The organism is Paraburkholderia sp. 22099, assembly GCF_052045835.1.
Classification (GTDB): Bacteria; Pseudomonadota; Gammaproteobacteria; order Burkholderiales; family Burkholderiaceae; genus Paraburkholderia; species Paraburkholderia terricola.
Window position 1 is genome coordinate 73,081 of the sequence record NZ_JBQEPU010000024.1, and the last position, 18,153, is coordinate 91,233.

Sequence of the window (18,153 nt, forward strand, 5' to 3'; positions counted from 1 at the left end):
CTAGACGGACGATCCGGCGGCCGGCGCCCCCAGGCGTCCCTGGTTTCGCGCCACGCCCGACCCGAACCCCATTCGCAACAGAGAGGAAGTCCGACCATGGCACAAGAAACCATGAGCTTTCAGGCAGAAGTGAAACAGCTTCTGCACCTGATGATCCATTCGCTGTACAGCAACAAGGAGATCTTTCTGCGCGAGCTGATTTCGAACGCGTCCGACGCGGCCGACAAGCTGCGCTTCGAAGCGATCGAAAACAACGCGCTGTACGAGAACGATCCGAATCTGCGCATTCGCGTCTCGTACGACAAGGCCGCGCGCACCGTCACGATCGACGACAACGGCGTCGGCATGAGCCGCGATGAAGCGATCGCGCACCTCGGCACGATCGCGCGCTCGGGCACCAAGGAATTCTTCGGCAAGCTCTCCGGCGACCAGCAGAAAGACGCGGCGCTGATCGGCCAGTTCGGCGTGGGCTTCTATTCGGGCTTCATCGTCGCGGACAAGATCACGGTGGAAACGCGCCGCGCCGGTTTGCCGGCCGCCGAGGGCGTGCGCTGGCAAAGCGCGGGCGAGGGCGATTTCGCCGTCGAGCAGATCGAACGGGCGGCGCGCGGCACGACCATCACGCTGCATCTGCGTGCCGATGAAGATGAACTGCTGTCGTCGCATCGTCTGAAGTCGATCATTCAGCGGTATTCGGACCACGTCGCGCTGCCGATCCTGATGAAGAAGGAAGAATGGGACGCGGAAAAGAGCGAGATGGTCACGAAGGACGAGGACGAGACCGTCAATCAGGCGAGCGCGCTCTGGACCCGTTCGAAGAACGACATCACCGACGAGCAGTACAAGCTGTTCTATCAGCACCTCTCGCACGATCATCAGGACCCGCTCACGTGGACGCATAACCGCGTCGAGGGCCGCAGCGAGTACACGCAATTGCTGTACGTGCCGAGCCACGCGCCGTTCGACATGTGGAACCGCGATCATCGCGGCGGTCTGAAGCTGTACGTGAAGCGCGTGTTCATCATGGACGACGCGGAGCAACTGCTGCCCGCCTATCTGCGGTTCGTGAAGGGCGTGGTCGATTCGAGCGATCTGCCGCTCAACGTGTCGCGCGAAATCCTGCAGGAAAGCCGTGACGTGAAGGCGATCCGCGAGGGCGTGACCAAGCGCGCGCTGTCGATGCTCGAGGATCTGGCCCATTCGGATAACGACGCCGATAAGGAAAAATACGCCGGCTTCTGGAAGGAATTCGGCCAGGTGCTGAAGGAAGGCGTCGGCGAGGACTTCGCCAACCGCGAGCGCGTTGCGAAGCTCCTGCGCTTCGCGTCGACGCATACCGAATCGCCGGAGCAGACCGTGTCGCTCGCCGATTACGTCGCGCGCATGAAGCCCGAGCAAACGAAGATCTACTACGTGACCGCCGACACCTGGCAGGCCGCGACCCATAGCCCGCATCTCGAAGTGTTCCGCAAGAAGGGCGTGGAAGTCTTGCTGCTGACCGATCGCGTGGACGAGTGGATGCTGTCGTTCCTCAACGAATTCGACGGCAAGCCGCTGCAAAGCGTCGCGCGCGGCGATCTCGATCTGGGCGCGTTGAACGACGAGGAAAAGCAGGCGCAGGAGAAAGTCGGCGAGGAGTTCAAGCCGCTCGTCGAGAAGATGAAGGAAGCGCTCAAGGACAAGGCCAAGGACGTGCGCCTGACGTTCCGCCTGACCGATTCGCCCTCATGCCTCGTCGCCGACGACGGCGAAATGAGCGGTTACCTGCAACGCATGCTGAAGGCCGCGGGGCAGCAAGCGCCGTCGTTCCATCCGATTCTCGAAGTGAATCCGGAGCATGCGCTGGTGAAGGGCTTGCAGGCGGACGGCGCGAATTTCGACGACTGGTGTCATCTGCTGTTCGACCAGGCCTTGCTGGCCGAAGGCGGTGCGCTGGAAGATCCGGCGAGCTTCGTGAAGCGCACCAATGCGTTGTTGCTGGCGCGCGCGAGTTGAGGGTGCGCCGGGGGCGTCGTATTTGACGCTTCGTGGTTGAAAATGGGTTGAAGAAATGCGCTGCCGCGGCAGCGCATTTTTTTTGGCCGCGATTTTTGGCCGCGACCGCGGCCGCGATTTACTTCTTGCCCATCAACGTATCCATCGTCTCGCCCCGCACGATGATCTCGGTGCGACGGTTCAGCGCGCGTCCTTCGACCGTATCGTTGCTCGCCACCGGATCGTTGTAGGCGTTGCCCTTGGTACGGATGCGGTCGATCGGCACGCCGCGCTCCACCAGTTCATGACCCACGGCGGTCGCCCGCGCTTCGGAAAGCCGCTGGTTGTATTCGAGGGTGCCGACGTTATCGGTGTATCCCTCGACGATGATCGGCTTCTTGCTGCGCTTGAGCAGAACAGCCGAGCGATCGACGACCGCCTGGGCATCGCCGCGCACTTCCGACTTGCCGAACTCGAACAGCGCGGTTTCGGGCAGCTTGACCGCGACGCCGCTCGCGACCGGCGCCACCTCGATGCCGACCGCCTTGTTCAGCGAGGTTTCGTGATCGCGGTCCAACCGGGATGCGCAACCCGTTACGAGCAGAACCGACATCGCGCAAGCCGTTGCGCTCAGGAATGGTTTCATCTTTTTCATCTCATCTCCTCTTCATGATCCGGTCACATGGCGTGCCCTTCGATCTCGGGCGAACCGCCGAGCTTGTCAAGCACGACGGTTTTATCGCGCGTCGTTGCTGACCGAGAATCGGAACTGTCCGAAACCGGCGATCTCGTCGAGGCGCGTCACCGCACGCGTAGTCGTCGATGAAACTTGCTGCAGGAAGATCGGCGAGGCCAAGCAATCCCCGTACAGTCGCGCCGCTATAATCCGACACCATGTCCATCCGTTTCGATGCCGCCGACGCCCACTGGCGCGTCGCTCCCTTAGCCGGCCTGAGTGCCGATCAGAAAGACTGGCTGACCCGTGGCGGTTCACTGACCGCGCATCTGCGCGCGCTCGGCGCGGTCGCGGTGCGCGTCACGCGCGAAGGCGTCGCCTTGCCGTGGGCCGACGAGCATGCCGCGCTCGGTCTCGCGCCGCGTGCGCCGGTGTGGGTGCGGGAAGTGGCGCTGTCGGTCGACGGCGTGCCGTTCGTCGCGGCGCATAGCGTCGCGCCGCTCGCCGCGAGCGTCGGCGTGTGGCAGGCGACGCGGCGCTTGCGCACGCGGCCGCTCGCGGAGTTGCTCTATAGCGATAGCAGCGTCGCGCGTTCGTCGCTGGTGAGCCGCAGATTGACCGCGCGTCATCCGTTGTACCGGTTGGCGGTGCGTGAAGTTGCAGGCCGCCCGCCGCATGCGCTGGTCGCGCGCCGCTCGGTGTTCGAGCGTCAGGGCGCGCCGCTGATGGTGACCGAATGCATGTTGCCCGCGCTGTGGGCGCATCTGGCCGCGTTGGCCGCGTCGTCTGCGTTGTCCGATTCTGCCGAGGTGGGCGAGCGGTCCGCAGCCGTTCCGCGCGCGGCGCATCCGCGCGTGCGCGAACATGGCCGTTCGCTCGAACACACCGCTTCGCTCGCGCATCCGGCGGCGCGCGCGTCCGACGAACGGAGCCGCTGATGCTGCAAGGCTTTCCTCCCGTCGTCGCGGCGGACACGCATACGCTGATTCTCGGCAGCTTTCCCGGTGAAGCGTCGCTCGCGGCGACGCAGTATTACGCGCATCCGCGCAATCAGTTCTGGCGGCTCCTTGGCACCGTACTCGAGGAACCGCTCGCCGAACTCGCCTACGAAGAGCGGCTGCGACGCGTGCTCGCCCACGGCATCGGCGTGTGGGACGTGCTGGCCGCGTGCCATCGCGAGGGCAGTCTGGATGCGGCGATTCGCAACGCGCTACCGAACGACTTCGCTTCGCTGCGCGAGCACGCGCCGCTGTTGAAGAAGGTGTGCTTCAACGGCAAGACGGCGGGCCGCTTTGCGCCGGTGATCGGCGCGGCGGGCTATGCCACTGTGATGTTGCCTTCGTCGAGTCCGGCGAATGCTATGCTCTCGTTCGACCAAAAATTGCGTCTTTGGCGCGACATCCTTACATGACGAAATTGATCAAGCGCGCTTCCGCTGAAGCGCGTGCCTTCCGCAATCGGGACGCGGACGCCGCCGGCGATAAACACCATCAACACCACGCAGTGCGCAACAACAGAAAACGCGCGTCACGCGACGACGACCTACGCGACGCGCCGCAAATCGAAGCGCCGCGCAAGCCGCGTTTCGCGCCGGTCACGTTCTCGGAAGAAGGCGGCGTGCGCTTCCTGCATTTCGGCACGGAATGGGTGCAAGGCGCGATGCGTCTGCGCAAGCCGGATCACATCGAACTCGAATACGCGCAGCAGATGATGGCCTGGCTGCTGTTCATCGAAACGCCGAAGCGCATCGTCCAGCTCGGGCTCGGCGCCGCGGCGCTGACCAAGTTCGCGTACCGCTTTCTGAAGCGCGCGAAGGTCGAGGCAGTCGAATTGAACCCCGCTGTGGTGGTGGCCGCGCGCACGATGTTCGAGTTGCCGCACGACGATGCGCGCCTCACCGTGCACGAAGCGGACGCGTGGGACTTCGTCAACGACGGCGCCAATCACGGCACGATCGGCGCGTTGCAAATCGACGTCTACGATGCGACCGCGCGGGGTCCGGTGCTGGATAGCGTCGGCTTCTATCGTGCGGTGCGCGCGTGTCTGACCGAGGCCGGCGTGGTGACGGTGAACCTGTTCGGCGACCACCCGAGCTTCGTGCGCAACATGAAGCGCCTGAACGAAGCCTTCGACGGCCGCGTGGTCGCGCTGCCGGAAGTGCATGACGGCAATCGCATCGCGATCGCGTTTTCGGGCCCGGCGCTGGAGGTGCCGTTCGCGGCGCTGCAGGCGCGCGCGAGACTGATCGAAGCGGAACTCGGTTTGCCGGCGCGCAAGTGGATCAAGGGTCTACAGGAATCGTCCGGGCAGACAGGCGCCTCGTTCTCGATCTGATCGGCAGGCGCAGCGGCAGCGGCGAATCGCAATCCGCCCGTTGCGCCCGCGCGACGGTCGCCGCCATCCGGTGGCGCGCATCGAGCAACCGGCGTGCCGCACGGCGGGTCGTCGGCGGCGCTCGCTGTCGGGCCTATCGGGGCCATCGCGGCCCTCGCTGCACCCGCGGTCCTCGTTACGGCGGTCGCCTGAGACGGCCGCCCTGCACGCATCAACCGTCTGCGCCCTCGGCGCATCAACGCTTTTCACCCTCGCCGAAACCCCGATCCCGCCTCGGGTCGCCCCTGCTTGACCACACCTTTGCGGCTCCTATACTCTTTCGAGGCTTTCGGGGTGCCCGTGGCCATCCGCGGGGCGACCCTCCGCGGGAGAACCGCCACCCGTCAAACACGGACCAACATTTCAATAATAGGGAAGAGGAGACGTCATGGCTCACGACGCCGACGCGAACAAGGCCAGCAAGCACTGGCTCTGGTTGCTGCTGTTGCCCTGGCTCGCGATGATCTGGGTGCCGTCATACAACAAGGTCGAACCGCAACTGTTCGAGTTTCCGTTCTTCTACTGGTATCAGCTCCTGTGGGTGCTGATCAGCGCGGTCATCACGGCGCTCGTGTACTTCAAGACCAAGACCCGTTCGACGGGCGGCTCGCAAGGAGGCGCACGCTAATGAACGCGATTGCAACTTTCGTCTTCGTGCTGTTTTTCATCGGCGTCACGATCCTCGGTTTTGTCGCGGCTCACTGGCGGCGCGGCGATCTCGCCCATCTGGAAGAGTGGGGCCTCGGCGGGCGGCGCTTCGGCACCATCGTCACGTGGTTTCTGCTGGGTGGCGACCTGTACACGGCCTACACCTTCATCGCGGTGCCGGCACTGGTGTTCGGCGCGGGCGCGACCGGCTTCTTCGCGCTGCCCTACACGATCCTGATCTATCCGTTCGCGTTCGTCGTGTTCCCGAAACTGTGGAGCATCGCCAAGCGCCAGGGCTATGTGACATCGGCGGACTTCGTCTCGGCGCGCTACGGCAGCCGCATGCTCGCGCTGGCGGTCGCGGTCACGGGCATTCTCGCGACCATGCCGTACATCGCGCTGCAACTGGTCGGTATCGAAGTGGTGATCGGCGCGCTCGGCTTCGACACGCAGGGCTTCGTCGGCGATCTGCCGCTCATCATCGCATTCGCGATCCTCGCGGCGTACACGTACACCTCGGGCTTGCGCGCGCCCGCCATGATCGCGGTGGTCAAGGACATCCTGATCTACGTCACGATCTTTGCCGCGGTCATCGTGATTCCGCCGCAACTGGGCGGCTTCGGCCATATCTTCAGCACGGTGCCGCCGGCCAAGCTGCTGCTGAAGGCGCCGGACGTATCGAGCCTGAACGGCTACAGCGCCTACGCGACGCTCGCGGTGGGCTCGGCGCTCGCGCTGTTCCTGTACCCGCACTCGATCACCGCGGTGCTGTCGTCGAATTCGGGCAACACGATCCGCCGCAACATGGCGATGCTGCCGGCCTACTCGCTGGTGCTCGGCCTGCTCGCGCTGCTCGGCTTCATGGCGCTCGCCTCGGGCGTGAAGGACACGCCGGAATTCGCGCCGTACTTCAAGGCGTTCGGCCCGAACTTCGCGGTGCCGGCGTTGTTCCTGCACTTCTTCCCGTCGTGGTTCGTCGGCGTGGCGTTCGCGGCGATCGGCATCGGCGCGCTGGTGCCGGCGGCGATCATGTCGATCGCGGCAGCCAACCTGTACACGCGCAACATCCATAAGGAGTTCGTCAACCGCAACATGACGCACGACCAGGAGACCAATGTCGCGAAGCTGGTCTCGCTGATCGTCAAGGTCGGCGCGGTGGCGTTCATTCTCGGCCTGCCGCTCACCTACGCGATCCAGTTGCAACTGCTGGGCGGCATCTGGATCATCCAGACGCTGCCGGCGATCGTGCTGGGTCTGTACACGCGCGTGCTCGACTATCGCGGCCTGCTGGCCGGTTGGGCGGCCGGCATCGCAACCGGTACGTGGATGGCGATTTCGCTGAAGCTGGCGAGTTCGATCTTCACGATCCACCTGTTCGGCATGGCGATTCCGGGCTATGCGGCGGTGTGGTCGCTGGTCGTGAATCTGGTGGTGTCGGTGCTGGTGAGCCTGCTGGTGCGCGCATTGGGCATGCAGCGCGCCGAAGATCGCACGCGTCCCGAGGATTATCTGGACGTGGTGGAAAACTAAGCCGCGCGCCTGTCCGGCAAGTGGAAGGCGCAACGCCCGCGGACGAAAGTTTGCGGGCGTTTGTCTTCTGGGCGCACTCCAGGGCACGATAGCGGGACCGTCCTTCAACACACTCCGCCGGGCTCATGGCTTCTGCCGATTCCCCTACCGCGATTCGACGCCGCTCGGCTATCAGCCGCGCGCTGCGCGCGATCACGTCCCCGTACTACCGCTATCGCCATGCCAAGGTGCTGCACAGTCTGCGCGTCGGCCTCGCGATGATCGTGTCGATTCTCGCCACCACGGGGATCGATATCCCGCACGGCGTCTGGGCGTCGGTGACGCTGCTGGTGGTGATCGGCGGCTTGCAGCATCACGGCAACATCCGCAAGAAGGCGGCCGAGCGGGCCGCGGGGACGTTGCTCGGAGCGTCGATCGGGCTCCTGCTGATCGTGCAGCAGAATCTGCTCGGCTCGCTGCCGCTCACGTACCTGTTGATGTCGGTCTTCGCGGCGATCTGCGCGTGGTTCGCGGTCGGTTCGTCCGGCTATATCGGGCTATTGACGGCGATCACGATGTGCATCGTCGCGGGCCACGGCGACAACCAGATCGACGTCGGGCTGTGGCGCACGCTGAACGTGCTGATCGGCATCGTGATCGCATTGGCGTTTTCGTTCGCGCTGCCGCTGTATGCGACGTATTCGTGGCGTTACGGGATCGCCACCAATCTGCGCGAATGCGCGCGCATCTACACGCGTTTGCTTGAGGGCGCGCCGATCGGCGAGGAGGAGCAGGTCAAGCGCTTTCTGCAAATCAATCGGCGGCTCGTGCAGTTGCGCTCGTTGATGCCTTCGGTGGCGAAGGAGGTCGACGTGCCGCAGGCGCGGCTCGAGGAGATTCAGCGGCTGCACCGCTCGGTGCTCAGTTCGCTGGAGTTGCTCGCGACCGGTCCGCTGATGCACGCCGATGCGGTGGCGCGTGCCGCGTATGCCGGGCAATCCGGCGCGGAGGTGCGCGCCGTGCGGACGATTCTGCTGGCAACGGCGCGCGGCTTGCGCTTTGGCCGCGCGACGCGCCCCGGCATTCCGGCCGCGTCGCCGCTCGCGCAGACGCACGGCGGCGCGGCGCTCGGGTTGCCGCCCGATTTGCAGGGGCCCTACTGGCTCGGGCAGCGGCTCGCCGAGCAGGTGGACCGGTTGCGCGCGCTATTGCTGGAAACCGAGCCGAACTGGAATATCGAGCGGCAACCGCGGGCGTTGCTGAACGCTTGACTTGCCGGGGTAACCGGCACGGCGCTCAAACCTGCGGCGGCAGCGTCACCATCCACGTCAAACCGAAGCGGTCCACCGTCATCCCGAAGCCCTTGCTCCAGAACGTCGCGCCCCAGGGCATCAGCACCTGGCCGCCGTCGGCGAGCGCATTGAAATATTGCTGGGCGGATGCGGGATCCTCGACGGTCAGCGACAGGCTGAAGCCGCTCATGGGGGGCGCATCGGGATCGCAATGACCGTCCGACGCCATCCACTGGCTCGCGCCGAGCTTGACGTTGGCGTGCATGATCTTGTCTTCGAGACCAGCGCGCGGCGGATTCTGCGGGTCGGGCGGCGCGTCCTTGAAGCGCATCATGAACGTCACTTCCGCGCCGAGATGCTTGCCGTAATAGGTGAGCGCTTCCTCGCAGCGGCCGTTGAAAAACACATAGGGTTGAACTTGCATGATCGTCTCCGTGAACGTGAAATGAGCGGCGCCGCGTTCCCCGCCCACGAGCGGCGAGCGAGCGGGCGTGCAGACGATTGTAGTCGCCCGTTGCGGGGGCAGTTGTGACTTTAAGTCGTAGGAAGCGGGGTTCCCCGGCGCGTGCGAAAAGTCGTTCGTAAACGGCATGCGGCCCTGAACCGCAAGGCTCAGGGCCGCATGCTTCGGACGACCTTAACGCAGTGATTTTTAACGCAGCGCTTCGATCAGCTTTTCCAGTTTCACGGCGTCCGCCGCGAACGCGCGGATGCCTTCGGCGAGCTTTTCGGTCGCCATCGCTTCGTCGTTGACGAGGAAACGGAACGACGATTCGTCGACCGGCACGCGTTCGATGTCCGTGTCCCTGGCGATGTCCGCCGACAGCTTGCGCTCCACCTTGTCGGTGCTCTCGTGCAACTTTTGCAGCAGGTCCGGGCTGATGGTCAGCAGATCGCAGCCGGCCAGTTCCAGAATCTGGCTGGTGGTGCGGAAGCTCGCGCCCATCACCTCGGTCTTGTAGCCGAACTTCTTGTAGTACGCGTAGATGCGCTGCACCGACTTCACGCCCGGATCGTTCGCGCCGCCGTCTTTCGCTTCGTCCCACGCGCTGCCGGCGTTCTTCTTGTACCAGTCGTAAATGCGGCCGACGAACGGCGAGATCAGTTGCGCGCCGGCTTCGGCACAGGCCGCGGCCTGCGCGAGCGAGAACAGCAGCGTCATGTTGCAGCGGATGCCTTCCTTCTGCAGCACTTCGGCCGCGCGGATGCCTTCCCACGTGGAAGCCAGTTTGATCAGCACGCGTTCGCGTTCGATGCCGTGGTCCTTGTACAGCGCGATGAGTTCACGGCCCTTGGCGATCGAGCCTTCGACGTCGAACGACAGGCGCGCGTCCACTTCGGTCGAGACGCGGCCCGGAATGATCTTGAGGATTTCGGTGCCGAACGCGATCAGCAACTGGTCGATGATCGCGCCGACCGGCTTCGACGCGTGATCTTTCACGGTCTTTTCGAGCAGCGGCCGGTAGTCGTCTTTCTGCACCGCCTTCAGAATCAGCGACGGATTGGTGGTCGCGTCTTGCGGCTTGTACTGGGCAAGCTGCTGGAAGTCGCCCGTATCGGCGACGACGGTGGTGTATTGCTTGAGTTGGTCGAGTGCGGTTGTCATGTTCGGGCCTTCAGGGCGCAGGCGCGCCGTGGTTCAGGAGAAATGAGGTCGCCACCGGATCAAAACGAACGGGTTCCGGTGGCCGCGAGTCACGCTGCGGCGTTCGCCCCATGTTGCCGGGAAACGCCGCCGGATGCTTCTATTTTATGGCGGATCGGCTGATGCAGTGTTGACACTTGCCACGGACGATCCGTTCAGCGTCTGCTATTTGCTCAACATCCGCATCGCGGTTTCGAGGCCGGCGAGCGTGAGCGGATACATGCGGTGACCGAGCACCTCGCGAATCGCGCCGACGGACTGCCGGTACGCCCACAAGCCTTCCGGCTCGGGATTGAGCCACGCGTGCTGCGGGAAATGGTCCGCGAGGCGGCGCAGCCACACCGCGCCGGCTTCGGCGTTGTTGTACTCCACCGAGCCGCCCGGTTGCAGCACTTCGTACGGGCTCATGGTCGCGTCGCCGACGAAGATCAGCTTGTAGTCGGGCGTGAACTTGTGCAGCACGTCCCACGTCGGCATGCGCTCGGCGTGGCGGCGGCGGTTGTTCTTCCACAGGAAGTCGTACACGCAGTTGTGGAAGTAATAGAACTCGAGGTGCTTGAACTCGGCCTTGGCGGCGGAGAAAAGCTCTTCCGTGCGCTTGATGTGATCGTCCATCGAGCCGCCCACGTCGAGCAGCATCAGCACCTTCACCTTGTTGTGCCGCTCGGGCACCATCTTCAGGTCGAGCCAGCCGGCGTTCGCGGCCGTGCTGCGGATCGTGTCGGGCAGATCGAGCTCGTCGGCGGCGCCTTCGCGGGCGAACCGGCGCAAGCGGCGCAGCGCGATCTTGATGTTGCGCGTGCCGATTTCGACCTGGTCGTCGTAATCGCGATAGGCGCGCGCTTCCCACACCTTGACGGCCGTGCGGTTGCCCGCCGCGTCGCCGCCGATGCGCACGCCTTCGGGGTTGTAGCCGCCATTGCCGAACGGCGACGTGCCGCCGGTGCCGATCCATTTGCTGCCGCCTTCATGACGCTCTTTCTGTTCGTCGAACAGTTGCTTGAGACGCTCCATCAGCTTGTCGAGGCCGCCCATTGCCTCGATCTGCGCCTTTTCCTCCGGCGACAGATCGCGTTGCAGCTTCTTCTTCAGCCAGTCGAGCGGAATGTCGAAGGCGAGTTCGGAGGCCAGCGCGACGCCGTTGAAATACGCGCCGAACGCCTGGTCGAACTTGTCGAAATACTGTTCGTCCTTGACCAGCGTGATGCGCGCGAGATAGTAGAACTCGTCGATCGACGGCGCGATCACGTTGGCTTTGAGCGCCTCGAGCAGCGTCAGATATTCCTTCACCGACACCGGCAGTTTGGCGGCGCGCAGCGAGTAGAAAAAGTCGATCAGCATGCTGGGTCCTGTGCGGCGGCGGTTGCTGCGTGTGTATGGCGCGATGCGCTCTTCGACGCGGCGCTGGCGCCCGATCAACGGTTCAACGGTGGTTCAACGATTGTTGCGGTTCATGAAAATCAGCCGCTCGAACAGGCTCACGTCCTGCTCGTTCTTCAGCAGCGCGCCGTGCAGCGGCGGGATGATCTGCTTCTGGTCGGACGAGCGCAGCGCTTCGGGCGGAATGTCTTCCGCGAGCAGCAGCTTCAGCCAGTCGAGCAGTTCCGACGTGGACGGCTTTTTCTTCAGCCCCGAGACGTTGCGCAACTCGAAGAAGCTCTGCATCGCGGCGGCAAGCAGTTCCTGCTTGATGCCGGGGTAATGCACCTCGACGATCTGCTGCATCGTGGCCGGATCGGGGAACTTGATGTAGTGGAAAAAGCAGCGGCGCAAAAACGCGTCGGGCAGCTCTTTCTCGTTGTTGGACGTGATGATCACGAGCGGGCGCTGCTTCGCGCGGATCAGCTCACGCGTCTCGTACACGTAGAACTCCATGCGGTCGAGCTCGCGCAGCAGATCGTTCGGGAATTCGATGTCGGCCTTGTCGACTTCGTCGATCAGCAACACGGTTTGCTGCTCCGACTCGAACGCCTGCCACAGCACGCCCTTGACGATGTAGTTGGCGATGTCCTTGACGCGCTCGTCGCCCAGTTGCGAATCACGCAGGCGCGACACCGCATCGTATTCGTACAGACCTTGCTGGGCCTTGGTGGTGGACTTGATGTGCCATTGCAGGAGCGGCATGCCGAGCGCGGCGGCGACCTCCTCGGCGAGCATGGTTTTGCCGGTGCCGGGTTCGCCCTTGATCAGCAACGGACGCTTGAGCGTCATCGCGGCGTTGACCGCGAGCTTGAGATCGTCGGTGGCGACGTACTGCGATGAGCCTTCGAAACGCATGGCGAGATGCTCTTTTCGGTGAAAAAACCCAGTATAAGTCAGAAGGCCTGTTGGCTTGGAAGCGGCTCGCGTAGGGTGGCAGCCGCGATGTCGTACGCGTTGTTGTACGCGATGCGGGCGTCCGGGCGGCGTTGCCGAACGGACCGGAGGCGTGTCCGTGGCGCCGATGGGCGGGTGTTCCGGGCTCGCGAGCAAGAGCGGCGGCAGCCGATGGCGGGCGCGAAGTCATGCAAGGCCGATGCAACGCCAATACGATGCCGACGGGCGCCGCGCGCGAGCCCGGTGCAAGCCCGGCGCGGCGCGGCAAAATGGCGCTAGCCGTGGCTTTGCGGCAGCCGGACCCGCCGCGGCCCCGCGCGGTGGACGTTCGGCGCGGCGTCGCGGTACAATTAGCCCGATTTTTTTGGCCTGCGTGGCTACCCTACAAGAAGAACGGCGCGGGCCGTTGCCTTTTTGGGCGCCCGTTTCCCCTCAAGCCAGGTTACATGCTATGAATAAATTCGTCGGCAAACACGTCGTGATCGCAGCGCTGTCGGTGCTCGCGGGCTATGCGGCCAGTGCGCAGGCAGCGGATGTCGTCGGCAACGCGAAGGCGGGCCAAGGCAAGGTCGCGATGTGTATTGGCTGCCACGGCATCCCTGAATACCGCACGGCTTACCCTGAGGTCTACCGCGTGCCCATGCTCGGCGGCCAGAATCAGGCGTACCTCGCGAACGCGCTGCACGGCTACAAGAAGGGCGATCGCCATTTCGAAACGATGCGCGCGATCACCGCGTCGCTATCGGATCAGGACATCGCCGACATCGCCGCCTACTACGCGGCGCAAAATTCCTCTTCGAAGAACAATCCCGACAAGTGATCGGCGTCGGTCATCCGTCCAGTCACTCGGTTATTTATATTCGCGGGATAGGAGAATTCATGAATAAGCCCCAACAGGCACTCCACACGGTGTTCAAGGCTGCATGCGCGTCGGCGGCAGTGATCGGTCTGATTGCAGCGAACGTCGCCCATGCCGCTGACGCAGGCAACGGCAAGGTGCTGTCCGACAGCCACAACTGCGCGGCTTGCCACGGCGTCAACCTGAACAAGCCGGTGAGCCCGGAGTATCCGAAGCTCGCCGGTCAGCACGCCGACTACGTCTACTGGGCGCTGCGTCAATACCAGATGGGCAACGGCAACCCGCATCTCGGCCGCAATAACGCGATCATGCAGGCCCAGGTGCAAAGTCTCTCGTTGAGCGACATGAAGGACATCGCCGCGTATGTCGAATCGCTGGACGGCGATCTGGTGCAGAAGAAGTAACGGCGTGCGCGCTGCTCGCGCGCTGGTTCCAGATTGAACGACACCCCGCTTTTGCGGGGTGTCGTGCTTTGGGGCTCGTGATTCGCGCGCCGGCCTCAGTCGCGCGTGGCGCGCTGCTCGATGCGCTGCAAATACGCGTCGGTGTCCGGCGGCGTGCCGGTGCGCTGCGCTTCCCAGATGGTTTCGCCGAGGCAATCCATGATCGCGTGCTGCGCCTCGTGCGTCGAACCGAGGCGTGCGGCGAGCCGCTCGTGCGCCGCGCGGATGCCGGGCGGCTGGTCGATCGACAACTGCTCCGTAATCGCCAGGTGCATCGACAGATGCAGGAACGGATTGGTCTGGCCGCGTTCGGGCGAGTAGTCCTGGGCCTGTGCGGCTTCGCCGTCGGTCAGATCGGCGTGGTATTCGGGATGTTCGACGATCCAGTCGGCGGCGATCGCTTCGAGCGGCGTCAGGATCTCGCCTTGACGCTGTTTGCGCCAGGTGTCGGTGAAAAAGAGGCGGACTTCGTCACGGCTGGGATTGAACATCGTGGGACCGGTGCGGTTGGTTTGACGCGTGCACGGCGCGTGAAGCTTGCGACGTGCATGAAGCGCGAGTGCAGGGCGCCATTTTACGCCGGGGCCAGGCGGCCTGCTGGCGATGCCTGGCGCCGTGGCATTCCCGCCCTCAGAGATCCGGCGGCGGCGTCTTCGGCCGGAATTCGCACAGCGGCTCGATCACGCAATGCCAGCACTCGGGCCGGCGCGCCTTGCAGACGTAGCGGCCATGCAGGATCAACCAGTGGTGCGCATCCTGCTTGAATTCCGCGGGCGTGAATTTCTCCAGCGCCGTTTCCACCGCGCGCACGTCCTTGCCGGGCGCGAGCCCGGTTCGATTGGCAACCCGAAAGATGTGCGTGTCGACCGCCATGGTCGGATGGCCGAACGCCGTGTTCAGGATCACGTTGGCCGTCTTCCGGCCAACCCCCGGCAGGCTTTCGAGCGCTTCGCGATTCTCCGGCACCTCGCCGCCATACCGGTCGAGCAGAATGCGGCAGGTCGCAATGACGTTCTTGGCCTTGGTCCGATAAAGACCGATGGTCTTGATGTAGTCGGCCACGCCTTCCTCGCCGAGATCGAGAATCTTTTGCGGCGTATTCGCGACCGGGAACATCTTGCGCATTGCCTTGTTGACCGAGACATCGGTGGCCTGCGCCGACAGCAGCACCGCAATCAGCAATTCGAACGGCGTGGTGTACTCGAGTTCGGTCGTGGGATGCGGATTGAGACTCTGAAACGTCTCGTAGATGGCGCGGCGTTTGTTCGCGTTCATGCGGAGCGGGCAGGTGCGTGGAGGTGAGGTTAGCGCTTCGTGGACGGCGTGTCGCTGTCGCCCGCGGCGAGTCCTAGACGGCGGCGGCGTGCTTCGGCGGCGTCGATCTGCGCCTGCACGTCGGCGCTGACGCGTTCGGTGTTCTGCGGGCCCTGGCCTTTGGCGGCCAGTTCTTCCTTCTTCTTGCGCGCGCGTTCGAGCGCGGCCTGGATGATCGCGCGTTTTTTCGCTTCGGCGTCGTCCGCGGCGGGTGTGGCGGGCGCGGTGGATGCTTGTTCGGCGCCGGCTTGCGGCGCTTGGGCGCTGGCGCCGCTGCCGGCGCGCCGCGCCGCCGCACGTGCTTCGGCCGCTTCGCGTTCGTGCGCAAGGCGGGCTTCGCGCCGGGTGTGGCGCTCGCGCGCGGCGTCGGCCTGAGCCTGGCTCCATGCGTTCCAGCCGGTTGCCTCAGCGGTGACCGGCAGCATCGAAATGCAATCGACCGGACAGGGCGGCACACACAGGTCGCAACCGGTGCAGAGTTCCGCGATCACCGTATGCATCTGCTTCGGTGCGCCAACTATCGCGTCCACCGGACAGGCCTGCATGCACAGCGTGCAGCCGATGCAAACCTGTTCGTCGATAACCGCCAGCGGACGCGGCCGTTCGACGCCATTGGCGGAATTGAGCGGGATCACCGGTTTGCCGAGCAGTGCGGCGAGGCGCGCGACGCCCTCGGCGCCGCCGGGAGGACACTGGTTGTAATTGGCCTCGCCGCTCGCAACGGCTTCGGCATAAGGACGGCACGCGGGGTAGCCGCACTTCGTGCATTGCGTTTGGGGCAGCAGATCTTCGATGCGATCTGCGAGTGTTTTGATCTCTGTCACGGTCACGACGTTGGGGCTTGCCTTGCGGCCGCACAGCTTGAACTAAATAGCACATTATCGCCGATTTCCCCAATTGCCATCCGCAATCGATGTGCCATAATCGAAGCGCTTTTTCGAAAGACCGCACGAGGGTGACCCCCAACCATGGCGCGCCCGTTCAACGCTGTCGGTGCAAGGCCCGAGAGAGGCCGGCGGCGCGATCCGGATAACGCGGCTCACGAAGACGATGCCACCATGAATCAGCCGAAAATCAAAAGAGATCCTGAAGGCACGCGGCGCCGCATTCTGCTTGCGGCGGCCGAAGAGTTTGCAAATGGTGGGTTGTTCGGCGCACGCGTCGATCAGATCGCCCGCCGGGCGGAAACGAATGAACGCATGCTGTACTACTACTTCGGTAGCAAGGAGCAGCTATTCACCGCGGTACTGGAGCACGCGTTCAGCGCGCTCAATGAAGCCGAACGAACGCTCGAACTGAACGGCGTGGCGCCGGTCGAGGCCATCACGCGTCTCGCGCATTTCGTTTGGGATTACTACCGTGACCATCCCGAGTTGCTGCGTCTCGTGAACAACGAGAATTTGCATGAGGCGCGGTATATGCAGAAGTCCACGCGCATCTGCGAAATGATCTCGCCGATCGTCGCCACGCTCGGCGCCATTCTGGAACGGGGCCAGCGCGCGGGGCTGTTTCGCAGCAACGTCGACCCGCTGCGCTTTTACGTGACGCTCTCGGGCATGGGCTACTACATCGTGTCGAACCGCTTCACGCTCGAGGCAACGCTCGGCCGCGATTTCAGCAGCGCGAGCGAACGCAGCGAAGTCGTGCAGATGAACACCGAGTTGCTGCTCGCGTATCTGTTGCGGAAATAGGCCGCCGGTTACCCGCGGACCGCGTAAGAACGTCAGGGACCAAGCTGTCGAGCCCAGCCCCAGCGTCAGAAACGACAACGGCCCCGTGAGAGGGGCCGTTGTTCTGCATCATGCCTGCGGTGCTCAGGCTTCGACTTTTTCCTTCGCTACGTTCGGCGCCTTGTTGTGCTCGAGAATGAAGTCGCGCAACTGCGGATAGATGATGGTGCGCCAGCGGCGGCCCGAGAAAATGCCGTAGTGTCCGCACTTTTCCGCGGTGAAGTGCTGCTTGTTCTTCTCCGGAATGCCGGTGCACAGATGGTGCGCGGCATAGGTTTGACCGTCGCCGGAAATGTCGTCCAGCTCGCCCTCGATCGTGAAGAGCGCGGTCCTGGTGATGTCTTGCGGACGCACCCGTTGCCCGGCCACGTCCCACGTGCCCTCGGCAAGACGGAACTCCTGGAACACCACGCGGATCGTGTCGAGGTAATAGTTCGCGTCCATGTCGAGCACGGCGTTGTATTCGTCGTAGAAGCGGCGATGCGCTTCCGCGTCGTCCTCGTCACCGCGCAAGAGGCTCTGATAGAAGTCCCAATGCGAGGCCGCGTGACGTTCCGGATTCATCGCGACGAAGCCGGTGTGCTGCAGGAAGCCTGGGTAGACCTTGCGCCCCACGCCCGGATAGTTCGGCGGCACGGTGAAGATCACGTTGTTCTCGAACCATTCATACGAGTGCTGGGTGGCGAGCGAGTTGACCGAGGTCGGACTCTTGCGCGCGTCGATCGGGCCGCCCATCATCGTCATGGTGCGCGGCGTGTCCTCACCGCGGCTCGCGAGCAGCGAAATGGCGGCGAGCACCGGCACGGTAGGCTGACACACCGAGATGACGTGCAGGTTCTTCGCGCCGATGTGGCGGATGAACTCCTGAATATAGGCGACGTAGTCGTCCAGATGAAACTCGCCGGCTTCGAGCGGCACCATGCGGGCGTCGATCCAGTCGGTCAGGTAGACCTTGTGGTCTTGCAGCAACGTGCGCACGGTGTCGCGCAGCAACGTGGCGTGGTGCCCCGACAGTGGCGCGCAGACCAGCACGACCGGCTCGTCCTTTAGTTGGGTGACGGCGTCGCTGTCGTCCGCGAAACGCTTGAAGCGCATCAGCCGGCAAAACGGCTTCTCGATGATCGTCTGTTCGATGATCGGGATGTTATGCCCGTCCTTGACGATCTGATGGAGGTTGAACTCGGGCTTCTCGTAGTCCTTGCCGAGCCGGTAGAGCAGTTCGTAACCGGCCGAGAGGCGCGTGGCGCCAGGCACATAGGCCAATGGACTGGCCGGATTCGCGAACGATTTCGACGCAGCCTGAGCCCAGGCGGTAAGGGGGCTCAACATCGCCCGCTGGAATTCGTGAAATTGGTAGAGCATGGGTGCTCCGGT

The 18,153-nt window shown here is 64.0% G+C and carries 19 protein-coding genes; 10 read left to right on the forward strand and 9 right to left on the reverse strand.

The annotated features are described in order from the left end of the window. Positions 1-96: 96 nt before the first annotated feature. Positions 97-1,995 (forward strand): molecular chaperone HtpG, encoded by a 1,899-nt coding sequence (gene htpG, locus ACTJLC_RS22235; protein WP_440845135.1) that lies wholly within the window; start codon positions 97-99, stop codon positions 1,993-1,995. A gap of 118 nt (positions 1,996-2,113) precedes the next feature. Here htpG and ACTJLC_RS22240 read toward each other — a convergent pair whose 3' ends face one another. Further along, positions 2,114-2,620, reverse strand: a complete 507-nt coding sequence (locus tag ACTJLC_RS22240) for an OmpA family protein (protein WP_073429581.1) — start codon at positions 2,618-2,620, stop codon at positions 2,114-2,116. A 248-nt stretch (positions 2,621-2,868) separates the two neighbouring features. Between ACTJLC_RS22240 and ACTJLC_RS22245 the strand changes: the two genes are divergently transcribed. The 6 genes from ACTJLC_RS22245 to ACTJLC_RS22270 all read left to right on the forward strand — a co-directional run bounded on the left by ACTJLC_RS22245 (position 2,869) and on the right by ACTJLC_RS22270 (position 8,451). Beyond that, on the forward strand, positions 2,869-3,588 hold the full coding sequence (locus tag ACTJLC_RS22245; RefSeq protein ID WP_073429487.1) for a chorismate--pyruvate lyase family protein: 720 nt from the start codon (positions 2,869-2,871) through the stop codon (positions 3,586-3,588). Continuing rightward, positions 3,588-4,061: a DNA-deoxyinosine glycosylase gene (locus tag ACTJLC_RS22250; protein WP_073429488.1), complete on the forward strand. Its 474-nt coding sequence runs from the start codon at positions 3,588-3,590 to the stop codon at positions 4,059-4,061. Before ACTJLC_RS22245 ends, ACTJLC_RS22250 begins: the two co-directional genes overlap by 1 nt. Continuing rightward, on the forward strand, positions 4,058-4,984 hold the full coding sequence (locus tag ACTJLC_RS22255) for a spermidine synthase (protein ID WP_073429489.1): 927 nt from the start codon (positions 4,058-4,060) through the stop codon (positions 4,982-4,984). Before ACTJLC_RS22250 ends, ACTJLC_RS22255 begins: the two co-directional genes overlap by 4 nt. Before the next feature lie 427 nt (positions 4,985-5,411). Then, positions 5,412-5,651 carry a DUF3311 domain-containing protein gene (locus ACTJLC_RS22260; protein WP_440845138.1) on the forward strand — a complete coding sequence of 80 codons (240 nt, stop codon included), beginning with the start codon at positions 5,412-5,414 and terminating at the stop codon, positions 5,649-5,651. Continuing rightward, on the forward strand, positions 5,651-7,201 hold the full coding sequence (gene mctP, locus ACTJLC_RS22265; RefSeq protein WP_440845140.1) for a monocarboxylate uptake permease MctP: 1,551 nt from the start codon (positions 5,651-5,653) through the stop codon (positions 7,199-7,201). The genes ACTJLC_RS22260 and mctP overlap by 1 nt, the downstream gene beginning before the upstream one ends. 125 nt (positions 7,202-7,326) lie before the next feature. Then, a complete protein-coding gene (locus ACTJLC_RS22270; RefSeq protein WP_073429492.1) occupies positions 7,327-8,451 on the forward strand; it encodes an FUSC family protein in 1,125 nt (374 codons plus the stop codon). Positions 8,452-8,476: 25 nt separating this feature from the next. On the opposite strand, the gene ACTJLC_RS22275 is transcribed toward ACTJLC_RS22270, so the two are convergent. From ACTJLC_RS22275 to ACTJLC_RS22290, 4 genes are all read right to left on the reverse strand, one after another. Next, a complete protein-coding gene (locus ACTJLC_RS22275; protein WP_073429582.1) occupies positions 8,477-8,896 on the reverse strand; it encodes a VOC family protein in 420 nt (139 codons plus the stop codon). A gap of 228 nt (positions 8,897-9,124) precedes the next feature. Then, positions 9,125-10,078 carry a transaldolase gene (gene tal / locus ACTJLC_RS22280; RefSeq protein WP_073429493.1) on the reverse strand — a complete coding sequence of 318 codons (954 nt, stop codon included), beginning with the start codon at positions 10,076-10,078 and terminating at the stop codon, positions 9,125-9,127. Positions 10,079-10,282: 204 nt separating this feature from the next. Beyond that, positions 10,283-11,458 (reverse strand): vWA domain-containing protein, encoded by a 1,176-nt coding sequence (locus tag ACTJLC_RS22285; protein WP_310131929.1) that lies wholly within the window; start codon positions 11,456-11,458, stop codon positions 10,283-10,285. Positions 11,459-11,551: 93 nt separating this feature from the next. Next, the gene (locus ACTJLC_RS22290; protein WP_073429494.1) at positions 11,552-12,394 is read right to left on the reverse strand and encodes an AAA family ATPase; all 843 of its coding nucleotides are present in this window, start codon (positions 12,392-12,394) and stop codon (positions 11,552-11,554) included. A 490-nt stretch (positions 12,395-12,884) separates the two neighbouring features. Here ACTJLC_RS22290 and ACTJLC_RS22295 point away from each other — a divergent pair, with 490 nt between their 5' ends. Further along, the gene (locus ACTJLC_RS22295) at positions 12,885-13,253 is read left to right on the forward strand and encodes a c-type cytochrome (RefSeq protein WP_073429495.1); all 369 of its coding nucleotides are present in this window, start codon (positions 12,885-12,887) and stop codon (positions 13,251-13,253) included. A 59-nt stretch (positions 13,254-13,312) separates the two neighbouring features. Next, complete coding sequence (locus tag ACTJLC_RS22300) at positions 13,313-13,696, forward strand: c-type cytochrome (protein ID WP_073429496.1); 384 nt, start codon at positions 13,313-13,315, stop codon at positions 13,694-13,696. Between the two features lie 95 nt (positions 13,697-13,791). On the opposite strand, the gene ACTJLC_RS22305 is transcribed toward ACTJLC_RS22300, so the two are convergent. The 3 genes from ACTJLC_RS22305 to rsxB form a co-directional block, all read right to left on the reverse strand. After that, positions 13,792-14,226 (reverse strand): DUF1841 family protein, encoded by a 435-nt coding sequence (locus ACTJLC_RS22305; RefSeq protein ID WP_073429497.1) that lies wholly within the window; start codon positions 14,224-14,226, stop codon positions 13,792-13,794. A 139-nt stretch (positions 14,227-14,365) separates the two neighbouring features. Next, positions 14,366-15,010, reverse strand: coding sequence for an endonuclease III (gene nth / locus ACTJLC_RS22310; RefSeq protein ID WP_073429498.1), 645 nt, complete (start codon positions 15,008-15,010; stop codon positions 14,366-14,368). 29 nt (positions 15,011-15,039) lie between these two features. Then, positions 15,040-15,873, reverse strand: a complete 834-nt coding sequence (gene rsxB / locus ACTJLC_RS22315) for an electron transport complex subunit RsxB (RefSeq protein ID WP_073429584.1) — start codon at positions 15,871-15,873, stop codon at positions 15,040-15,042. Positions 15,874-16,107: 234 nt separating this feature from the next. Between rsxB and ACTJLC_RS22320 the strand changes: the two genes are divergently transcribed. Then, positions 16,108-16,740 (forward strand): TetR family transcriptional regulator, encoded by a 633-nt coding sequence (locus tag ACTJLC_RS22320; protein ID WP_440845145.1) that lies wholly within the window; start codon positions 16,108-16,110, stop codon positions 16,738-16,740. Between the two features lie 123 nt (positions 16,741-16,863). On the opposite strand, the gene ACTJLC_RS22325 is transcribed toward ACTJLC_RS22320, so the two are convergent. Further along, positions 16,864-18,141 carry a polyhydroxyalkanoate depolymerase gene (locus ACTJLC_RS22325; RefSeq protein WP_073429499.1) on the reverse strand — a complete coding sequence of 426 codons (1,278 nt, stop codon included), beginning with the start codon at positions 18,139-18,141 and terminating at the stop codon, positions 16,864-16,866. Positions 18,142-18,153: the final 12 nt, after the last annotated feature.